General features: G+C 67.4%; 16 protein-coding genes. 8 read left to right on the top strand and 8 right to left on the bottom strand.

The genetic code is table 11. The features are described 5' to 3' along the window. Positions 1-43 precede the first annotated feature (43 nt). The 3 genes from nadA to nadC are packed head-to-tail and all read left to right on the top strand — an operon-like array spanning position 44 to position 3,510. Positions 44-1,096, top strand: coding sequence for a quinolinate synthase NadA (gene nadA, locus BM397_RS18315; protein ID WP_092429252.1), 1,053 nt, complete (start codon positions 44-46; stop codon positions 1,094-1,096). A gap of 3 nt (positions 1,097-1,099) precedes the next feature. Then, positions 1,100-2,662, top strand: coding sequence for an L-aspartate oxidase (locus BM397_RS18310; protein ID WP_092429250.1), 1,563 nt, complete (start codon positions 1,100-1,102; stop codon positions 2,660-2,662). After that, on the top strand, positions 2,662-3,510 hold the full coding sequence (gene nadC, locus BM397_RS18305; RefSeq protein WP_092429248.1) for a carboxylating nicotinate-nucleotide diphosphorylase: 849 nt from the start codon (positions 2,662-2,664) through the stop codon (positions 3,508-3,510). The genes BM397_RS18310 and nadC overlap by 1 nt, the downstream gene beginning before the upstream one ends. A 147-nt stretch (positions 3,511-3,657) precedes the next feature. Here the strand turns inward: nadC and BM397_RS18300 are convergent, their stop codons facing one another. After that, the gene (locus BM397_RS18300; protein WP_092429246.1) at positions 3,658-4,890 is read right to left on the bottom strand and encodes a urate hydroxylase PuuD; all 1,233 of its coding nucleotides are present in this window, start codon (positions 4,888-4,890) and stop codon (positions 3,658-3,660) included. 101 nt (positions 4,891-4,991) lie between these two features. Here BM397_RS18300 and BM397_RS18295 point away from each other — a divergent pair, with 101 nt between their 5' ends. From BM397_RS18295 to BM397_RS18280, 4 genes are all read left to right on the top strand, one after another. Next, on the top strand, positions 4,992-5,927 hold the full coding sequence (locus BM397_RS18295) for a LysR family transcriptional regulator (RefSeq protein WP_092431457.1): 936 nt from the start codon (positions 4,992-4,994) through the stop codon (positions 5,925-5,927). 124 nt (positions 5,928-6,051) lie between these two features. Beyond that, positions 6,052-7,488, top strand: coding sequence for an allantoinase PuuE (puuE, locus tag BM397_RS18290; RefSeq protein WP_245696282.1), 1,437 nt, complete (start codon positions 6,052-6,054; stop codon positions 7,486-7,488). Continuing rightward, positions 7,485-7,973 (top strand): ureidoglycolate lyase, encoded by a 489-nt coding sequence (locus BM397_RS18285; protein WP_092431454.1) that lies wholly within the window; start codon positions 7,485-7,487, stop codon positions 7,971-7,973. The genes puuE and BM397_RS18285 overlap by 4 nt, the downstream gene beginning before the upstream one ends. Before the next feature lie 52 nt (positions 7,974-8,025). Further along, on the top strand, positions 8,026-9,489 hold the full coding sequence (locus BM397_RS18280) for a uracil-xanthine permease family protein (protein ID WP_092431452.1): 1,464 nt from the start codon (positions 8,026-8,028) through the stop codon (positions 9,487-9,489). A 385-nt stretch (positions 9,490-9,874) separates the two neighbouring features. Here BM397_RS18280 and bhcD read toward each other — a convergent pair whose 3' ends face one another. The 4 genes from bhcD to bhcA all read right to left on the bottom strand — a co-directional run bounded on the left by bhcD (position 9,875) and on the right by bhcA (position 14,280). Further along, on the bottom strand, positions 9,875-10,840 hold the full coding sequence (gene bhcD, locus BM397_RS18275) for an iminosuccinate reductase BhcD (RefSeq protein WP_092431450.1): 966 nt from the start codon (positions 10,838-10,840) through the stop codon (positions 9,875-9,877). Positions 10,841-10,951: 111 nt separating this feature from the next. Further along, a complete protein-coding gene (bhcC, locus tag BM397_RS18270; protein ID WP_092431448.1) occupies positions 10,952-12,115 on the bottom strand; it encodes a 3-hydroxy-D-aspartate aldolase BhcC in 1,164 nt (387 codons plus the stop codon). Positions 12,116-12,118: 3 nt separating this feature from the next. Further along, positions 12,119-13,090 carry a beta-hydroxyaspartate dehydratase BhcB gene (gene bhcB, locus BM397_RS18265; protein WP_092431445.1) on the bottom strand — a complete coding sequence of 324 codons (972 nt, stop codon included), beginning with the start codon at positions 13,088-13,090 and terminating at the stop codon, positions 12,119-12,121. After that, the gene (bhcA, locus tag BM397_RS18260) at positions 13,090-14,280 is read right to left on the bottom strand and encodes an L-aspartate--glyoxylate aminotransferase BhcA (protein WP_092431443.1); all 1,191 of its coding nucleotides are present in this window, start codon (positions 14,278-14,280) and stop codon (positions 13,090-13,092) included. The genes bhcB and bhcA overlap by 1 nt, the downstream gene beginning before the upstream one ends. A 168-nt stretch (positions 14,281-14,448) precedes the next feature. On the opposite strand from bhcA, the gene bhcR reads away from it, so the two are divergent. Beyond that, the gene (gene bhcR, locus BM397_RS18255; protein ID WP_092431441.1) at positions 14,449-15,291 is read left to right on the top strand and encodes an HTH-type transcriptional regulator BhcR; all 843 of its coding nucleotides are present in this window, start codon (positions 14,449-14,451) and stop codon (positions 15,289-15,291) included. On the opposite strand, the gene BM397_RS18250 is transcribed toward bhcR, so the two are convergent. From BM397_RS18250 to BM397_RS18240, 3 genes are all read right to left on the bottom strand, one after another. Beyond that, complete coding sequence (locus BM397_RS18250) at positions 15,272-16,147, bottom strand: bifunctional allantoicase/(S)-ureidoglycine aminohydrolase (RefSeq protein WP_092431438.1); 876 nt, start codon at positions 16,145-16,147, stop codon at positions 15,272-15,274. The two genes, bhcR and BM397_RS18250, sit on opposite strands and share 20 nt — an antisense overlap. Positions 16,148-16,321: 174 nt before the next feature. Continuing rightward, a complete protein-coding gene (guaD, locus tag BM397_RS18245; RefSeq protein WP_092431436.1) occupies positions 16,322-17,659 on the bottom strand; it encodes a guanine deaminase in 1,338 nt (445 codons plus the stop codon). Between the two features lie 92 nt (positions 17,660-17,751). Then, positions 17,752-19,335: a permease family protein gene (locus BM397_RS18240; RefSeq protein WP_092431434.1), complete on the bottom strand. Its 1,584-nt coding sequence runs from the start codon at positions 19,333-19,335 to the stop codon at positions 17,752-17,754. Positions 19,336-19,385: the final 50 nt, after the last annotated feature.

Here is a 19,385-nt window from a genome sequence, read left to right as displayed (position 1 = left end):
GACACATGAGGCCGCGCCGCAGACCCTGAGGAGGAACAGGTTCATGCTCGACCAGACGACCATCGCCGAAACGCTCGGCCAGCACTATGACCTCGCGCCGTCGCTGGAGGCCGCCGAGCGCCTGAGCGATGTCTATGCGACCATGAGCCGGGTCGTGACCCCGGCGGACTGGGCGATCCACGCACCCTATGTCGAGGCGATCAACCGCCTGAAGAAAGAGCGCAACGCGGTCATCCTCGCGCACAATTACATGACGCCGCAGATCTACCACGGCATCGCCGATGTCGTCGGCGACAGCCTGCAGCTGGCGATCGAGGCGACCAAGGTGAAGGCCGAGGTGATCGTGCAATGCGGCGTGCATTTCATGGCCGAGACCTCGAAGATCCTGAGCCCCGAGAAGACCGTGCTGATCCCCGACATGGAGGCAGGCTGCTCGCTCGCCGAAAGCATCACCCCCGAGGGCATCGCGGAAATGCGCCGCCGCTACCCGGGCGCGCCGGTGGTCACCTACGTCAACACCTCGGCGGCGGTGAAGGCGGCCTCGGACATCTGCTGCACTTCCTCGAACGCCGCGCAGATCGTCGCCGCGCTGGACGCTGAGACGGTCATCATGACGCCGGACAAGTACCTTGCGCAGAACGTCGCCAGGCAGGTGCCGCAGAAGACCATCGTCTGGTACGACGGGTCGTGCATCGTGCACGAGCGTTTCACCGCCGCCGAGCTGCGCGACTTCCGCAGCTGGCAGCCCGACACCCGCATTATCGCGCACCCCGAATGCCCGCCCGACGTGGTGGCCGAGGCGGATTTCTCCGGCTCCACCGCCGGGATCATCGACTACGTGACCCGCGAGCAGCCCGGCAAGGCGATGCTGGTCACCGAATGCTCGATGGCCTCGAACATCTCGGATGCTTTGCCGGGGGTCGAATTCGTCGGGCCCTGCAACATGTGCCCCTACATGAAGATGATCACCCTCGAGAAGGTGCTCTGGTCGCTGCACAGCATGGAAGGCGCGGTCGAGGTCGATCCGTCGGTGGCCGAGGGTGCACGCCTCGCGGTGCAACGGATGATCGACCTGTCGAAACCCAAGGCAGCCTGAGCCTTGCACGAGGTTTCGACCGGCCGCGTGGTCATCCTCGGCGCGGGCCTGGCCGCGCTCTACGCCGCCTTGGCTCTGGCGCCGCGCCCGGTGCTGCTGGTCTCGCCCGATCCCTTGGGCACGGGCGCAAGCTCGGCCTGGGCGCAGGGCGGGGTCGCCGCTGCGATGGCCGAGTCCGACAGCCCCGAGTCACATGCCGCCGACACGCTGCGCGCGGGTGCGGGGATCGTCGATCCCGAGGTGGCCCGCTCGGTCACTCGCGAGGCGCGTGACCATATCCTGACGCTGACCAACCTTGGCGCACCCTTCGATCGCGACGCGGAGGGCGGATATCTGCTCTCGCGGGAGGCTGCGCATGCCTTTGCCCGCGTGGTGCGGGTGCGTGGCGATCAGGCCGGGGCCGAGATCATGCGTGCTCTGGTGGCGCAGGTCCGGCAGGCCGCCTCGGTGCAGGTGCTCGAGGGCTGGGCCGCCACCGCGCTGCGCAGCGCAGCGGGCCGTGTCAGCGCGGTCGAGCTTGCGCCCGCCGAGGGCGGAACGCCGGTTGCCGTGAAGACGCCCGCTGTGCTGCTGGCAGGCGGCGGCTCGGGTGGCCTCTATGCGCTGACCACCAACCCGGCACGGATCCGCGGGCAGGTCGCGGGGCTCGCGGCGCGGGCCGGCGCGGTGATGGCGGACATGGAGTTCGTACAGTTCCACCCGACCGCGATGGACCTCGGCCTCGATCCCGCGCCATTGGCCACCGAGGCGCTGCGCGGCGAAGGCGCCGTGCTGGTCAACCGGATCGGGCAGCGCTTCATGGAGGGCAAGCACCCTGACCTAGAGCTGGCGCCGCGCGACGTGGTGGCACGCGCAGTCTATGCGCAGAGCCAGGGCGGCATGCGGCCGATGCTCGACACGCGCGCGGCGCTCGGGCGCAGGATTTCAGAGGAATTTCCCGGAGTTGCCTCGGCTTGTGAACGCGCCGGGTTCGACCCGGTCACCAAGCCTATCCCCGTTGCCGCCGCCGCGCATTACCACATGGGCGGCGTCGAGACCGATGCCGCCGGGCGCAGCTCGCTGGCCGGTCTCTGGGCCTGCGGCGAGGTCGCCTCGACCGGGCTTCACGGGGCCAACCGGCTGGCCTCCAACGGGCTGCTCGAGGCGCTGGTCTACGCCCGCCGATGCGCCGCCGATATCGCCGGCAGCCTCGGTGCGACGTCGGAGGCGCCGCGCCTCGAACTGCCACAGCCCGAAGTTGCCGCCGCCCCCGATCCCGATCTGGTCGCGCGACTGCGCGCGGCGATGACGGCGGGGGCAGGGGTGATCCGCGATGCCGAAGGCCTGCGTGCCTGTCTGCGAGAGATCGCCGCCGTGGAAGCCGCGCAGCCCCACTGCGCACCGCTGCTCAACATGACCGCGACCGCGACGCTGATCGCTGCTGCCGCGCTGACCCGTCGCGAGAACCGCGGCGCGCATTTCCGCTCGGATGCCAGCGAAGAGACGCCCGAAACCGGATGCCGCAGCCGCATGACCCTGGCGGAGGCGCTGACCCTCCGCGACACGCTCCAGAAGGAAATCGCCTGATGTCCCTGCCTCCGCTGCCCGACATGATCCTCGACCCGCTGGTGCGGGGCGCGCTGATGGAGGATCTCGGCACCTACGGCGATCTCACCACCCGCACGGTGATCCCGGCAGGCACCCGCTACATTGCGCGGCTGCGCGCGCGCGAGGCCGGGGTGGTCTCGGGCATGCAGATCGCGCGAATGGCGTTTCACATGGTCGATCCAGGCCTGGAACTGACCCTGCACCGGCCCGACGGCAGCACCATCGCGCCGGGCGATGTGCTGCTGGAGATCGAGGGCGAGGCGGCCTCGATCCTCACCGCCGAACGGGTGGCGCTGAACTTCGCCGGGCGGCTGTCGGGGATCGCCACGATCACTGCCGCCTTCGTGGCCGAGACCGCGGGCACCAAGGCGCGCATCACCTGCACCCGCAAGACCACGCCGGGCCTGCGCCTCGTCGAGAAGCAGGCGGTGCTGCACGGCGGCGGCTTCAACCATCGTTTCTCACTGTCCGACGCCATCCTGGTGAAGGACAACCACATCGCCGCAGCGGGGGGCATCCGCCCGGTGCTGCAGGCGATCAAGGGGCAGGCCTCGCACATGGTGCGGGTCGAGATCGAGGTCGACACGCTGGCGCAGCTCGCCGAGGTGCTGGACGAGGGCGGCGCCGATGTGGTGCTGCTCGACAATATGGACAACGAGACCCTGCGCGAGGCGGTGGCGATGACCGACGGGCGGCTGGTGCTCGAAGCCTCGGGCAACATGAAGCTCGAGCGCATCGCCGAGGTCGCCGCGACAGGGGTCGACTACATTTCGGCAGGGGCGCTGACCCATTCGGCCCGCACGCTGGACCTCGGCCTGGACTTCTGAGAGCGGTTCAACCGCGGTTCGAAGAGGCCGGGTCTGGGCGAACGCCACTCCGGCATGGAGCGCTGTTCAGCGCCCCTCCCGGCGCAGGTCTCGGCGGCGGCATTTCCCGGCCAGTGGCGCGCATAGCGTACTGGGGATAGCCCCAGCTCAGCCGCTAGTCGCGGCGCGGTACCATTGCACGATTTCGCGGCGCGCGGCGTCGTCCATCTGGATGGCGTTGGGCGGCGGCATGGCGTGGCTGGCCCCGGCCTGCAGGAAGATCAACTTCGCGTGGCGCGCGACGTCGGATTCGGTCTCCAGCACCACGCCCTTGGGCGGGTGGTGCAGCCCGTCCCACGAGGGCTCGCGCGCATGGCACATCGAGCAATTGCCGATCACCGCGTAATAGGCGTCCTCGAAGCCGGTCGCCGCCGCGAACTTCTGCTCGGTCGCGGTGAGGGGCCGGGCCTCGGCCTCCTCGTAGCTGTCCATCATCGGCGCGGTCGAGAGCCAGGCGATGGCGATGAACAGCAGCGCGGTGACCGCCCAGGTCCAGTAGGGCGTGCCCTTGCGGGCGTGCATCGAGTTGAAGAAGTGCCGGATCGTCACGCCCATCAGGAACACCAGGCAGGGGATGATCCAGGCGTTGGCGGTGGCAAAGGCCAGCGGGTAGTGGTTCGACAGCATCAGGAAGACGACGGGCAGCGTCAGGTAGTTGTTGTGCGTCGAGCGCAGCTTGGCGATCTTGCCGTACTTGGGATCGGGCGTGCGGCCGTTCTTCAGGTCGTCCACCACGATGCGCTGGTTCGGCATGATGATGAAGAAGACGTTGGCGGTCATGATGGTGGCGGTGAAGGCGCCGAGGTGCAGCAGCGCGGCGCGGCCGGTGAAGATCTGGTTGTAGCCCCAGGACATCACCACCAGCATCCCGAAGAGCAGCAGCATCAGCAGCGTCGGTGTCTCGCCGAGCTTGGACTTGCACAGCCGGTCGTAGATCAGCCAGCCGATGGTCAGCGACAGCGCAGAGATCACGATGCCGACGAAGAGCGAGATGTCGGCCTTGGTCGGATCGAGCAGGAAGAGCTCGCCGCCGGCCCAGTAGACGATCATCAGCAGCGCCGCGCCCGACAGCCAGGTCGCGTAGCTCTCCCATTTGAACCAGGTCAGGTGGTCGGGCATGGTCTCGGGCGCCACGAGGTACTTCTGGATGTGGTAGAAGCCGCCGCCGTGGACCTGCCATTCCTCGCCGCTGGCACCGGGGGGCAGGTGCGGCACCTTGCGCAGTCCGAGGTCGAGCGCGATGAAATAGAAGGACGAGCCGATCCAGGCGATCGCGGTGATCACGTGCAGCCAGCGCACGGCGAAGCCGAGCCAATCCCAGATGATGGCAAGATCATACATGCCCGTCTCTCCCTGATGTGGTCTTTTGCGGCACCCTAGGCCGGGACCGATTATTCTGCTATCTCCGGGGTAAACCAAGCAGTTTCAAGATTTCCCAGAGAATGTCCTACCTCGACAATATCCGCACCTTCGTCCGTGTCTACGAGTTGGGCAGCATGTCCGCCGCGGGGCGGGATTTGCGCATCTCGCCGGCGGTCACCTCGGCACGAATCTCGCAGCTCGAAGAGCATCTCAACGTCCGGTTGTTCCAGCGCACCACGCGCAATCTTACCCCGACCGAGCAGGGGCGGGCCTTCTACGGCGGTGCGCGCGAGGTGCTCGAGGCGCTGGAGGTGGCCGAGGCACAGGTGGCGCAGCTCACCGACAACCCGAAAGGCTCACTCTACGTCGCGGCACCGCTCGGCGTCGGTCGGCGGTTGATCGCGCCGCATGTGCCGGGCTTCCTCAAGGAATATCCGGAGGTGCAGATCCGTCTGCGCCTGTCGGACCGGAAGGTGGACCTGACGACCGAGGGGCTGGATCTGGCCTTCTTCCTCGGCACCCCCGAGGACAGCACGCTGCGCCTGCGCAAGATCGCCGATGTGACGCGGGTGCTCTGCGCCGCGCCCGACTACATCGCGCGGCGCGGCAATCCGGCATCCGGCGAGGCGCTCGTCGCGCATCGCCACGAGTGCCTCAACCTGCGCTTTCCCGGCGCCACCGAGTTCCAGTGGCGGCTGCGCACCCCCGAGGGGCCGAAGCGCTTTGCCGTGTCGGGGCGTTACGAATCCGATGACGGTGACGTGCTGACCGATTGGGCCCTGGCGGGGGAGGGGATCGCGCTGAAGCCGGTCTTCGAGGTGGCCGAATACCTGCGCAGCGGACGGCTGGTGCCGGTAGCCGAGGCCACGCCCCCCGAGCCGATCCAGATGGCCTGCCTCTTCACCCACCGAAAGGGACAGGACCCCAAGACGCGCCTGTTCATGGATTACGTCACCGACCGCGTCGGCGCAGCGATCCGGCAGGCGGAGCAGCGCGCGGCGGAAAGCGGTCGCTAGGAATGCGCCGCGCGCGGCGCGAGGTGGTTGAGGCAGCTTCAAACAGAAATTGAAAATCATCCGGCATTATCCGGATTACACGTGGGGGATGACCCGGAGGCAACACCGAAGGAGCCCGTCCCCCATGACGCTGCACAGCCCGATCACCGCCCGCCGCTACCCCCGTGACATGACCGGATACGGCGAGACCCCGCCCGCCGCCAACTGGCCGAACGGCGCGAAGATCGCGGTGCAGATCGTCCTCAACTACGAAGAGGGCGGCGAGAACAACATCCTGCACGGCGATGCCGCCTCCGAGGCCTTTCTGTCGGAAATCGTCGGGGCGGCGCAGTGGCCCGGCCAACGCCACTGGAACATGGAGTCGATCTACGAATACGGCGCCCGCGCCGGCTTCTGGCGGCTGCACCGGCTGCTGAAGGGGATCCCCGTCACGGTCTACGGCGTCGCCACCGCGCTGGCACGCGCCCCCGAGCAGGTCGCGGCCATGCAACGCGCCGGGTGGGAGATCGCCTCGCACGGGCTGAAGTGGGTCGAGCACAAGGACATGCCCGAGGCAGAGGAGCGTGCGCAGATCCGCGAGGCGATCCGCCTGCACACCCTTGTCACCGGCGCGCCGCCGCGCGGCTGGTACACCGGGCGCTGCTCGATGAACACCGTGCAACTGGCGGCCGAGGAGGGCGATTTCGCCTATATCGCCGACAGCTACGCCGACGATCTGCCTTATTGGAGCCGGATCGCGGGCAAGGACCAGCTGATCGTGCCCTATACGCTCGACGCCAATGACATGCGCTTCGCTTCGCCGCAGGGGTTCAACTCCGGCGACCAGTTCGAGAGCTACCTGCGCGACAGTTTCGATACGCTCTACGAAGAGGGCGTGGCGGGGGCTCCGAAGATGCTGTCGATCGGGCTGCATTGCCGCCTGGTCGGTCGCCCGGGGCGGGTTGCGGCGTTGAAGCGGGTGCTGGCGCATATGGCCGCCCACGAGGGGGTCTGGTTCGCCACCCGTGCGCAGATCGCCGATCACTGGGCGGCGGAGCACCCCGCGCCGACAGGTCCGCGCCCGTCCGAGTTGGACCGCGGCAGCTTCATAGAAGCCTTCGGCGGCGTCTTCGAGCACAGCCCGTGGATCGCCGAGGGCGCGCATGCGCTGGAACTGGGCGAAACCCATGACACCGCCCGCGGCGTTCATTCGGCGCTGGCGCGGGTGTTCCGCGCCGCCTCCGACGAAAAGCGTCTTTCGGTGCTGACGGCCCACCCAGACCTCGCGGGCAAGCTGGCGCAGGCGAGGCGGCTGACGGCGGAGTCGACCGCCGAGCAGGCGGGCGCGGGGCTGGATGCGCTGACCGACGCCGAGCGCGCCGCCTTCACCGAGCTGAACGCGGCCTATACCGAGAAATTCGGCTTTCCCTTCATCATCGCCGTGCGCGACAACGACAAGGCCTCGATCATGGCGGCCTTCCGACGCCGGATCGAGAACGACCGTCCCACCGAGTTTGCCGAGGCCTGCCGTCAGGTCGAACGCATCGCCGAGCTGCGCCTGCTGGACAAGCTGGGCGCATGAGCCGGATCGACGCCGCGCCGCTGACCGCCGGAGCCTTCGCCCCCTATGGCGAGGTGCTGGAGGCCGAAGGCGCGCCCGACCGGATCATCAACCAGGGGCTGTGCGGACGTTTCCACGACCTCGCCACGCTCGACGTTCTCGACGGCCGCGCCGGGATCAGCCTGTTCAAGGCCGAGCCGCGCAGCCTGCCGCTGCGCCTCGAGATGGTCGAGCGGCATCCGCAGGGCAGCCAGGCCTTCGTGCCGATGAGCCATGACCCGTTTCTGGTGGTGGTCGCCCCTGACGAAGGTGGCCGCCCCGGCACGCCCCGCGCCTTCCTGACCCGCGCAGGGCAGGGCATCAACTTTCATCGTGGCACGTGGCACGGGGTGCTGACCCCGCTCTACGCGCCCGGGCTCTTTGCCGTGATCGACCGGATCGGCGCGGGGCCCAACCTCGAGGAGCATTGGTTCGAAGAGCCCTACCTCGTTCACGCCACCGCGTGAGGACGCCGGCAGCAAGACCGGCCCTGCGCCTCAACAGGGAGCTGACCCAGACATGACCGACACCCGTATCGGAACGCCCGAGCAATTGCGCGATCCCAACTTCACCCCCGCCCTGCAGACGGCAATCCCGCTCGGCATCCAGCACGTGCTGGCGATGTTCGTCTCGAACGTGACGCCGGCGATCATCGTCGCCGGCGCGGCGGGCTTCGGTTTCGGCTCGAACAGCCCGGACTTCCCGGAGCTGCTCTACCTCATCCAGATGTCGCTGCTGTTCGCCGGCGTCGCGACGCTCCTGCAGACGATAACCGTCGGCCCCGTCGGTGCGGCGCTGCCGATCGTGCAGGGCACCTCCTTTGCCTTCATTCCGATCATGATCCCGCTGGTCGCGGGCAAGGGCGTGGACGGTCTCGCCGCCATGTTCGGCGGCGTCGTGGTGGGCGGCCTCTTCCACGCGCTGCTCGGCACGGTGATCGGGCGCATCCGCTTCGCCCTGCCGCCGCTGGTCACCGGTCTCGTGGTGACGATGATCGGCCTCGCGCTGGTCAAGGTGGGCATCGAATACGCGGCCGGCGGCGTGCCGGCCAAGGCCAGCGGCGCCGAGAGCTACGGCTCCTGGCTGAGCTGGTCGGCGGCGCTGGTGGTGCTGGCGGTGACGCTGGGGCTGAAGTTCTTCGCCCGCGGCATGCTGAGCATCTCGGCGGTGCTGGTCGGCATTCTCGTCGGCTACGCCTACGCGATCTTCGCCGGGCTGCTCTCGGTCGACGCGATCACCGCCTCCTGGCAGAACGCCGCCGCCTTCTCGCTGCCGCAGCCGTTCCGCTACGGGATCGAGTTCTCGGTGGCCTCGATCATCGGCTTCTGCCTGATGGCCTTCGTCTCGGCGGTCGAGACGGTCGGCGACGTTTCGGGCATCACCAAGGGCGGCGCGGGCCGCGAGGCCACCGATCGCGAGATCGCCGGGGCCACCTATGCCGATGGCGTCGGCACGGCCATCGCGGGCATCTTCGGCGGCTTTCCCAACACCTCGTTCAGCCAGAACGTCGGGCTGATCGCCATGACCGGCGTGATGAGCCGCCACGTGGTGACCATCGGCGCGATCTTCCTGATCGTCTGCGGGCTGGTGCCCAAGGTCGGCGGGGTGATCCGCACCGTCCCGATCGAGGTGCTGGGCGGCGGCGTCATCGTGATGTTCGGCATGGTCGTGGCCTCGGGCATCTCGATGCTGTCCGACGTGGATTGGACGCGCCGCAACATGGTGATCTTCGCCGTCGCGCTGTCCATCGGTCTGGGGCTGCAGCTCGAGGTGCTGAACGTGGCGCCGGGCGCACCCAATGCGCTGCAGCACCTGCCTGACACGCTGCGCATCCTCGGGGCCTCGGGGATCCTGCCCGCGGCGCTGATCGCCATCGTGCTCAACCTCGTGCTGCCGGAGGAACTGGCCGAGGAATCCACCGAAGAGGTCTCGGGCGGCATGGCCGGCCATCGCGGAGAGGAGCCGCGCGGCGAGAGGGTCTGACCCGATCGATCCTTGGTGGAAGCTGCGGCGCGTCCCTTCGGGGGCGCGCCGTTTGCATTGATGGCCTTGTGGATGATTGGCTCTGCGCTTCCGGCCGGTGAACGGTGCGCAACTGGCCCGGAAACAAGACCGAGGGCCGCCGGGCGCGCGGTCGTTCTTCGGTTCAAGCTCTAAGGTCGAAGCCGTCCCAGCGGGCTGGCGCTTCGTCGTCCTTTCGCGGGGAGGGTCATCCGGACCGGGTTCGAATAGAGTGAGGACCTCATGGGGCGGAGCGTCATCCCACGGGCAGCTGCTCACCCTGCGCGCGTTGCGCCTATTGGCCGGTCAAAGAGAAAGGGCGGAGGCTTTCGCCTCCGCCCTTGGCGTCAATAATTAAACGCGCGCGTCAGAAATCTACCTCGATCGCGATGCCCTTCTCGACCGCCAGATCGACCACCGCCGCGGCAACCGCGAGGTCCTGCAGGCCCACGCCGGTGCCGTCGAAGAGGGTGATTTCCTCGGCCGATCTGCGCCCCGGGTGCGCGCCATTGATCACCGCGCCAAGCTGGGTGATGGCGCTCTCGTCGATCAACCCCTGCGCCACCGCGTGCTGCGCCTCGCCGATCGAGACCGATTGCGCCACTTCGTCGGTGAACACCGTGGCCTTGGCCAGCAGCGCCGGGGAGACTTCCTGCTTGCCCTTCGTGTCGGTGCCCATGCAGGCGATGTGGCAGCCGGGCGAGACATGCTCGGCCATGAGGATCGCGTCGAAGGAGGAGGTGATCGAGATGATCACGTCGGCCTCACGCATGCCGGTCAATTCCACCGCCTCGAAGGGCACGCCAGCCTCGGCGGCCACCTTCTCGAGGTTGGGCAGCATTTCGGGATGCAGGTTCCAGCCGATCACCTTGTCGAAGTCGCGCTGCTCGAGCGCGGCGCGCAACTGGAAGGTGGCCTGGTGGCCCGCGCCGACCATGCCGATCACCCGCGCGTCCTCGCGGGCAAGGTGCCGGATCGAGACCGACGAGGCAGCGGCGGTGCGCAGTGCGGTAAGCAGGTTGCCGCCAACCATCGCCCTGGCCTTGCCGGTGTCGGGATCGAACAGGAAGACCGTGGACTGGTGGTTGATGATCCCGCGCTTTTCCAGATTGTTCGGCCAATAACCCCCGGCCTTTAGCCCCAGCGTCAGACCGGAGCGGTCGAACCCGCCCTTGAAGCCATAGAGCGCGTCTTCATGGCCGATCGCTTCGCGCACGACGGGGAAATTGTAGGCGTCGCCCGCGGCCATGGCGGCAAACACCTTCTCGACCGCGGCAAAGGCGGCCTCGCGGGTCATCAGGTCGGCAATCTCGCGCTCGGGAACGATGAGCATCGGAACTCTCCTTTCAAAGAAAAGACGCCCGCGCGCAGGGACAGAGGAGCGCGCGGGCGAGGCGTGCCCGGAAGGTCGGACCGGGCAGGGGCAACGGGAAACGGGGAAGGATCAGTAGGCCTTGCCGCGCGCGGAGACCGGCCAGAGCGTCTCGACCTTGCCGCCGCGAACGCCAACGTACCAGTCGTGGACGTTGGCGGTGGGATCGCAGTGGCCGGGCACCAGCTTCAGCTTCTCGCCGACCTTCAGCACGCCGTTCGGATCCGCGATTACGCCATGCTCGTCGGAACATTTGACGTATTCCACGTCGGTGCGCCCGTAGATCACCGGCAGGCCGCTGTCGACCGACTGCGCCTTGAGGCCAGCGTCGCAGATCGCCTTGTCGGATTTGGCGTGGCTCATCACCTGCGTGAGAATGAAGAAGGCATTCTCCCATTCGCCGTTGTCGATGCGGTTGCCGTCCTTGTCGCGGATCCGGCCGTAGTCGGCATCCATGAAGGCATACGAGCCGCACTGGAGCTCGTTGTAGACGCCGGAGTTGCTCTCGAAATAATAGCTGCCGGTGCCGCCGCCCGAGACCAGCTCGGGTTTCAGACCCACCGCTTCCAGCGCCGCCACGGCCTCTTCGACCTGAGCGATGGCGACGGCCAGTTTCTCGCGCCGTGCCTCGTAGCTGTCGAGGTGCTGCATCGCGCCCTGATAGGCTTGGATGCCGGTGAACTTGAGCCCCGCGGCGGCGTTGATGGCTTGCGCGATCTGCACCACCGCCTCGGCGGTGGTCACACCGCAACGGCCCGCGCCGCAATCGATCTCGACAAAGCATTCGAGCGTGGTGCCGTGGCGCTGCGCGGCCTCCGACAGCTCGGCGACGTTGGCGAGGTCATCGACGCAGACAATGATCTTCGCGCCCAGCTTCGGTAACCGCGCCAGCCGGTCGATCTTGCGCGCGTCGCGCACCTGGTTCGAGACCAGCACGTCCTTGATGCCGCCGCGCACGAAGACCTCGGCCTCCGACACCTTCTGGCAACACACGCCGATGGCCCCGCCGAGCCGCATCTGCAGCTTCGCCACGTCCACCGACTTGTGCATCTTGCCGTGCACGCGGTGGCGCATGTTGTGGGCGCGGGCGTAGTCGCCCATCTTGCGGATGTTGCGCTCGAGCGCATCGAGATCGAGCACGAGGCAGGGCGTCTGGATGTCTGACGCGTCCATGCCGGGCAGCGCCGGCACGTCATAGCCGACCTCGAGTTGGTCGAAAGTCACGGGTGCGTTCATGGCTCAGGCTCCTTGCGTCCAGGGCAGGCGGTCGAGATCGACATTGCCGCCGGTGATGATGAGACCGACGCGCTTTCCGGCGAAACGGTCGCGGTTCTTGAGGATGGTGGCAAGCGGTACCGCGCTGCTGGGCTCCATCACGATCTTCATGCGCTTCCAGATCAGCTTCATTGCCTCGATGATTTCCTCTTCCGAGGCGGTGAGGATGTCGCTCACGTGGGTCGAGACGAAATGCCAGGTCAGATCCTTGAGCGGCACCTTCAGCCCGTCGGCCACCGTCTCCGGCGCGTCGTCGGCGATGATGTGCCCGGCCTTGAAGCTGCGGTAGGCATCGTCGGCCTGTTCGGGCTCGGCGGCGATGACCTCCACCTCGGGGGCGAGCGTGGAGAGCGTCAGGCAGGTGCCCGAGATCATTCCGCCGCCGCCGATCGGGGCGAGCACCATGTCGAGCCCATCCGTCTGTTCCATGAACTCGCGCGAGCAGGTGCCTTGCCCGGCGATGACGCGGGGATCGTTGTAGGGGTGGACGAAATCGCCGCCCGTGGCCGCCTGCACCTCGGCAAAGACCGTCTCGCGGGACGAGGTAGAGGGCTCGCATTCTGTGATAATGCCGCCGTAGCCGCGCACCGCGTCCTTCTTGGCCTGCGGCGCGGTGCGCGGCATGACCACGTTGCAGGGGATGCCGCGCCGCCCGGCGGCGTAGCTCAGCGACAGCGCATGGTTGCCGGAACTGTGCGTGCAGACGCCCCGGGCCGCCTCGGCATCGGTGAGGCCGAAGACGGCGTTCGAGGCGCCGCGCACCTTGAAGGCCCCGGCCTTCTGGAAGTTCTCGCACTTGAAGAACAGCTGCGCGCCGGTGAGCTCGTTCAGGAAGGACGAGGTCAGCACCGGGGTGCGATGGATGTGCGGCGCGATGCGGGCGTGGGCCGCCAGCATGTCGTCATAGGTGGGGATGTTCAGCGCAATATCCTTCATCACGCGGCCTCCTTCCGGGCGAGCGCGGGGTTGGCGCGGTAGAAGTCCTGCGCCGCTGCGACGCCCGAGCCAAGCGCGATGTCGAGCCCGAGATCCTTCATGCACATCTCGGCGCAGGCAAGGCCGGAGAGGGTCATGACGTCGGTGAGGCTGCCCAGGTGCCCTATGCGGAACACTTTTCCAGCAACCTCGCCGAGCCCGGTGCCGAAGGCGACGCCGTAGGTCTGCGCCGCGTGGCTGACGATGTCGGTGGCGTTGAACCCTTCCGGCGTGCGGATCGCGCTGACCGTGTCCGAGTAGACCTCGGGCGAGGCGGCGCAAAGCTCCAGCCCCCAGGCGCGCACCGCGGCGCGCACCCCCTCGGCAATGCGGTGATGACGGGCGAAGACATTCTCCAGCCCCTCGTCCAGCAGCATCCGGCAGGACTCGTTCAGCCCGTTCAGCAGGCCGACGGCGGGGGTGTAGGGATAGGCGTTGTTGGCATAGCCCTTGGCCATGTCGGTCACGTCGAAGAAGGTGCGCGGCAATTTCGCGGTTTTCGTGGCTGCCATGGCCTTTTCGCTGAAACCGACGATGGCGAGACCCGGCGGCAGCATGAAGCCCTTCTGCGAGCCGGTGACGGCGCAGTCGACGCCCCAGTCGTCGAACCGGAAATCCATCGAGGCAATCGAGCTGACGCCATCGACAAACAGCAACGCCGGGTGGTCCGCCTCGTCGAGCGCGCGGCGCACGGCGGCGATATCCGAGCGCACGCCGGTGGCGGTCTCGTTGTGGGTGGCGAGCACGGCCTTGATGCGGCGGCTTTTATCGGCGGCGAGGATCTCGGCGTAGCGCTGCGCGGGCAGGCCTTCGCCCCACGGGGTCTCCACAACTTCGACGGTCAGCCCGTGGCGCTGGCACATGTCGATCCAGCGGTGGCTGAACATGCCGTTGCGCGCCGCCAGCACGGTATCGCCGGGCGAGAGCGTGTTGGTCAGCGCCGTCTCCCAGCCGCCGGTGCCGGTCGAGGGAAAGATGAAGACCTCGGCGCTGGCGCTCTTCAGCACGTGGCGCACGCCCTCGCGCGCCGGGTGCAGGATCTGCCCGAACAGCGGTGAGCGATGGTCGATCGTCGGCATGTCGCACGCCTTGCGCAGGCTCTCGGGGATGTTGGTCGGGCCCGGGATGAAAACGGGGTTCTGGAAGCTCATGGCCACCTCCTCTGGTCGCTGAGAGGCACCGTAGACCGGCTCATTGTACGAGGAAATTTTTTTGAAATCGTTTTTCAGAAATGAGATGATTAATAATATCAAGCGTTGTCAGATGCTTGATTTTTTCATATCGTGAATTCGGCTTTCAAATATAATGAAAGAAATTTGATGGATTCTCCGAAAGATGCCGAAACCAGCCCCCGCCGCGCCCGCGGCAGGCCGCGCGGTTGGGAGGACAACAGCGCGCAGAACACGATCAAATCGCTCGACCGGGCGATGGCGGTGCTGGACTACCTGAGCGCCCATCCCGGCCTGACCCTCTCGGAACTGGCGGGCGATCTGAAGCAGTCCCCGGCGACGGTCTACCGCATCCTGGTCACCCTCGAGGGGCGGCGGCTGGTTGAATTCGACTCCGCCGAGCAGCTTTGGCACATCGGCCCACAGGCCTTCGTCATCGGCGCACGCTTCCTGCGCCGCACCAGCCTCGTCGAACGGGCACGACCGGTCCTGCGCGGGCTGATGGAAGAGACAGGAGAGACAGCAAACCTCGGCATCGTGCGCGAGGCTTCGGTGCTGTTTGTCAGTCAGGTCGAGACGCATGAGAGCATCCGCGCCTTCTTCCCGCCGGGCACGTTGTCGCCGCTGCATGCTTCGGGCATCGGCAAGGCGCTGCTGGCCGAGATGGCGGGGGAGCGTTTGGAGAAGCTGCTGGCGCGGAAGATGGAGCGGTTCACCGCGCATACGCTGGCCGAGCCGGAGGCGTTGCGCGCCGATCTTTCGGCGATCCGGGCGCGGGGCTATTCCATTGATGCCGAGGAAAAGACGCTCGGGATGCGGTGCATCGCGGCGGCGGTCTTCGATGCCTCGGGCGAGGCGGTGGCGGGGATTTCCGTGTCCGGCCCGACAATCCGCATGCGAGAGGACATGACAGACACAACGAGCCGCGCGGTGATGCGCGCGGCTCAGGAACTCACGGCGGCGATTGGCGGGGTTACCCCGCCGGTGCGGTGACTTTTCTCGGGGCGGGCATGGGCTGCGTCGCGCCGGAGGGACGCAGCGCCATGTGCCGGTTCACGTCCTTGTAGAGCAGGTAGCGGAAGCGTCCCGGACCGCCTGCATAGCAGGCCTGCGGGCAGAAGGCGCGGAGCCACATGTAGTCCCCGGCCTCGACCTCGACCCAGTCCTGGTTAAGCCGGTAGACCGCCTTGCCTTCCAGAACGTAGAGCCCGTGCTCCATCACATGGGTCTCGGCGAAGGGGATCACCGCGCCGGGCTCGAAGGTCACGACGGTGACGTGCATGTCGTGGCGCAGGTCGCTGGGGTCGACGAAGCGGGTGGTCGCCCATTTGCCGTCGGTGCCGGGCATCGGGGTGGGGGCGATGTCCTGCTCGTTGGCGATGATCACCTCGGGGTGGGGCAGGCCGGGCACGGCCTCGTAGGCCTTGCGGATCCAGTGGAAGCGCAGGGTCTCGTCACCCTTGTTCCGCAGGGTCCAGAGCGTGGCGGGCGGCAGGAAGGCATAGCCGCCCTCGCGCAGCACATGGGTCTCGCCCTCGACGGTGAGCGTGGCCTCGCCCTCCACGACGAAGAGCACGCCCTCGGCGCCCGCGTCGGTCTCGGGATGGTCGGAGCCGCCGCCCGGCTGCACTTCCATGATGTATTGCGAGAAGGTCTCGGCAAAACCGCTGAGCGGGCGCGACAGCACCCAGAGCCGGGTGCCCTCCCAGAACGGCAGGAAGCTGGTGACGATGTCGCGCATCGTGCCCTTGGGGATGACGGCGTAGGCGTCGGTGAACACCGCGCGGTCGGTCAGCAGCTGGGTCTGCGGCGGGTGGCCGCCGGTGGGGGCGTAGTAATTGGTGGTCATTTCTGGTTCCGGTCGGAGAGGTCTTTGTGGTGAGTATGGGCAGCGGTCGCGCCGGGTGCGACAGGGCGAGAGCCGAAAACACTTTCTTGGATTCCGGTATAATCGCGCTCAGTCTTTCGGCATTCATGGAAAGACTGGCCGCAACGGCGGTGTCCACGCGGCAGGGCAGTCGCGTCAGGCCAGCTGCAACTCCGGCGCCTGTGCCGCGCGCCTTCCGTGCTTTTGCGGCACACCCGCCACATAGGTTTCGGCCACGGCGCGGTCATCGCCCAGCATCTGCAGCACGAAGAGCTCTTCGCTCAGCGTCCCGGTCCGCTGCATCCTCAGCGCCATGGGCTCGGTGGCCGAGGAATCGAGCACCACGATGTCCGCCTCGGTCCCCGGCTCGAGCGTGCCGATCTTGTCTTCCAGCCCCAGCGCCACGGCGTTGCCGCGGGTGATCCAGTGGAAGGCGTTAAGCGGGTGCAGCTTCTGGCCCTGTAATTGCAGCACCTTGTAGGCCTCGTTCAGCGTCTGCAGCATCGAGTAGCTGGTGCCCGCGCCGACGTCGGTGGCGATGGCATTGCAAATCCCCCGCGCCCGCAGCCCGGCGTCGTCGAAGAGCCCGCTGCCGAGGAAGAGGTTCGAGGTCGGGCAGAACACCGGTCGCGACCCGGTCTCGGCCAGGAGATCGATCTCGCGCGGCTCGAGATGGATGGAATGGCCGAGCAGCGCCTTGGGCCCAAGCAGCCCGTAGCGCTCGTAGACGCCGAGGTAGTCGGGCGCGTCGGGGTAGAGGCTCAGCGTATAGGCGATCTCGTCACGGTTCTCGGAAAGGTGGGTCTGCACGTAGCACTCGGGGTGCTCGGCGGCGAGCGCGCCGGCCATCTCCATCTGCTCGGGGCTGGAGGTGATGGCGAAACGCGGCGTGATGGCATAGCTGGCGCGGCCCTTGCCATGCCAGCGGGCGATCAGCCGCTTGGTCGCGTCATAGCCCGATTGCGGCGTGTCGCGCAGCGTCTCGGGGGCGTTGCGGTCCATCATCACCTTGCCCGTGATCATACGCATGTCGCGACGCGCGGCTGCAGCGAAGAACGCCTCGGCCGAAGCTTCGTGGACCGAGGCGTAGGCGACCGCGGTTGTGGTGCCATGCGCGCAAAGCTGGCCCATCAGCCACTCGGCCATGGCCTCGGCATGGGTTGGGTCGGCAAAGCGGGTCTCTTCGGGGAAGGTGTAGCTGTTCAGCCAGTCCAGCAGCTGCGCCCCCCAGGAGGCAATGACCTGCACCTGCGGGTAGTGGATATGCGTGTCGATGAAGCCGGGCATCAGCAGGTGCGGGCGATGGTCCACCACCGGTACCGCGGGCGCCTGCCGGGACAGTTGATCGTAGCTGCCCGTGGCGCGGATCAGCCCGCCGCCGACCAGGATCGCGCCGTCGTCGATGTAGCTGTAGGCGGTTTGGTCCTCGGGGCCCTGCGGTTCGGCGGTGAAACTGAGGATGCGCCCGCGCAGGAGCACTTGGTCGGTCTTCATGAGGGTACCTTTCGGCAGGCTTGGGGAGGAAGAAAGGAGGCGCGGGCCGGGGTTCGGCCCGCGCCGGTGGGCTCGGGATGCCTCTGCCCGGATCACTCCGCGGGCGCGGCAGGCGGCTCGTCGAGCACCACGTTGTCGTTCTGCGTCGCGCCCTCGCGGTGGAAGAGCGGGTAGATGTAGAGGAAGGCGGCGGCGATCAGGTAACCGGCCGAGACCGGACCGAGGGCGGGCCAGTGCAGGCTGGCACCGTGGATGATCCCCACCAGCGACATCAGCGCGGCGGCGAGCGCGAAGCCGCCCGCATTGCGGAACCGCCCGTCAATCACGCTTGCGACGATGGCACCCCAGATGAGCCCGGTCAGGATCGCGCCCTGGCTGAGCGAGAGATGCCCGGCGAAATGCGCGCCCTGCTGCAGCAGGGCCGCCGTCAGCGCTTCGTCGCCCAGCTGCGGCAGTCCTTCCACACCGGTCGCCCGCAGCGCGCCCATCAGCGCGCCCCATTTGATCATCAGGAAGGATGACACATGCGGCATCATCGCGATGGTGACGGCAGCCATATGTGCAGGTTTCACGCAATGGGCGGTGTTGGTGATCAGGCTCAGCGCCACGAAGACCAGAACCGGAGCGGCGGCGGCCTCGGGGATCAGGTTGTTGAGGAACGCGAGAAGCCCGAGGAAGGCGGCCAGCGGGATCACCAGCCCGACCCCGATGATGTAGCCCGCATGCGCGCCCATGCGCTTGTAGGCCGGATGGCCGATATAGGCGGTGGTGGGGAAGGGCGAGCCGAAGACCGCGCCGATCATGGTGCCGAGCCCGTCGGTGATCTGGCACACGCCGACCGGGTAGTGATCCCCGGCGCTTTCGGCGCTCTCGACGTTGTTCATCGTCTCGATGAAGTTGTAGATCTGCACCGGCACCAGCACGAGGAAAAGCTCGGGGTTGGCAAAGAGGTGCCGGATGCCCGCGATCAGATCACCCACATAGGGCAGCGGCGGGTAGAAGCCGGTACCCTCGAGGCTGATCCGTGCTTCGCCGATGCTGAAGGCCACGGCGGTGCCGACGATCAGCGCCAGAAGACCCGCAGGGATATTGAACGGCAGGCGGAAGCGCCCGACGAGCCCCCAGAGGATGATGATCATCGAGGCAAAGCCGATGTAGGGCTGCTCGAAGATCGTCGCCAGAGGCACGGTGCCGATGAAGACCAGCGCGATGCCGCAGAGCGTGCCGAGCATCCCGGCGCGCGGCGTGACGCGCTTCAGCCACGGCCCGACAATGGCCCCGAGCGCGGCGACGATACCGCCCATGAAGCCCGCGCCGATGCCGACCTGCCACGCCAGCATCGGATCGTTCGTGGCCCAGTAGATCGGACCGATGACCCCGAAGAGATAGACGAACATCACCGGCGTCGAGATGCCGTAGGGCAGTGCCGTGACATCGCGCCCATGCCGCGCGGCGGCGCGTTTGGCCAGCACCACATAGGCCGCGACGCCCGACAGGATCGCCACCGCCGCGCCGGGCAGGATGCGGCCATAGACGATCTCGGACGGCATGCCGAAGACGAACTGGCAGACACCCGCCAGCACCATCAGGTTGATCAGATTGTCGGTGAACAGTGCCCAGAAGGCACTGAAATCGCTGCGTGAGAACAGCTTGTAGGTGTAACTCCCTTCCCGCATGTGGGATCTCCTCGGGTTACTTGCGGTGGTCCCGCGCCGCCCGCTCCTCT

This window comes from Alloyangia pacifica, from assembly GCF_900116195.1.
In the GTDB taxonomy this organism is placed as follows: domain Bacteria; phylum Pseudomonadota; class Alphaproteobacteria; order Rhodobacterales; family Rhodobacteraceae; genus Salipiger; species Salipiger pacificus.
The sequence above is the reverse complement of the archived record's forward strand: the minus strand, read 5'-3'. Positions and strand labels throughout refer to the sequence as shown.

Coding starts and splice junctions, on each gene's coding strand:
- BM397_RS18295 (WP_092431457.1), top strand. CDS start 4,992: ATGTCCTACCTCGACAATATCCGCACCTTCGTCCGTGTCTACGAGTTG.
- bhcA (WP_092431443.1), bottom strand. CDS start 14,280: ATGAGCTTCCAGAACCCCGTTTTCATCCCGGGCCCGACCAACATCCCC.
- bhcD (WP_092431450.1), bottom strand. CDS start 10,840: ATGCTCATCGTTCCCGAGCGCGAGATTGCCGACCTGATGACCCGCGAG.
- bhcB (WP_092431445.1), bottom strand. CDS start 13,090: ATGAAGGATATTGCGCTGAACATCCCCACCTATGACGACATGCTGGCG.
- BM397_RS18240 (WP_092431434.1), bottom strand. CDS start 19,335: ATGCGGGAAGGGAGTTACACCTACAAGCTGTTCTCACGCAGCGATTTC.
- BM397_RS18250 (WP_092431438.1), bottom strand. CDS start 16,147: ATGACCACCAATTACTACGCCCCCACCGGCGGCCACCCGCCGCAGACC.
- BM397_RS18285 (WP_092431454.1), top strand. CDS start 7,485: ATGAGCCGGATCGACGCCGCGCCGCTGACCGCCGGAGCCTTCGCCCCC.
- guaD (WP_092431436.1), bottom strand. CDS start 17,659: ATGAAGACCGACCAAGTGCTCCTGCGCGGGCGCATCCTCAGTTTCACC.
- nadA (WP_092429252.1), top strand. CDS start 44: ATGCTCGACCAGACGACCATCGCCGAAACGCTCGGCCAGCACTATGAC.
- BM397_RS18300 (WP_092429246.1), bottom strand. CDS start 4,890: ATGTATGATCTTGCCATCATCTGGGATTGGCTCGGCTTCGCCGTGCGC.
- BM397_RS18280 (WP_092431452.1), top strand. CDS start 8,026: ATGACCGACACCCGTATCGGAACGCCCGAGCAATTGCGCGATCCCAAC.
- nadC (WP_092429248.1), top strand. CDS start 2,662: ATGTCCCTGCCTCCGCTGCCCGACATGATCCTCGACCCGCTGGTGCGG.
- puuE (WP_245696282.1), top strand. CDS start 6,052: ATGACGCTGCACAGCCCGATCACCGCCCGCCGCTACCCCCGTGACATG.
- bhcC (WP_092431448.1), bottom strand. CDS start 12,115: ATGAACGCACCCGTGACTTTCGACCAACTCGAGGTCGGCTATGACGTG.
- bhcR (WP_092431441.1), top strand. CDS start 14,449: ATGGATTCTCCGAAAGATGCCGAAACCAGCCCCCGCCGCGCCCGCGGC.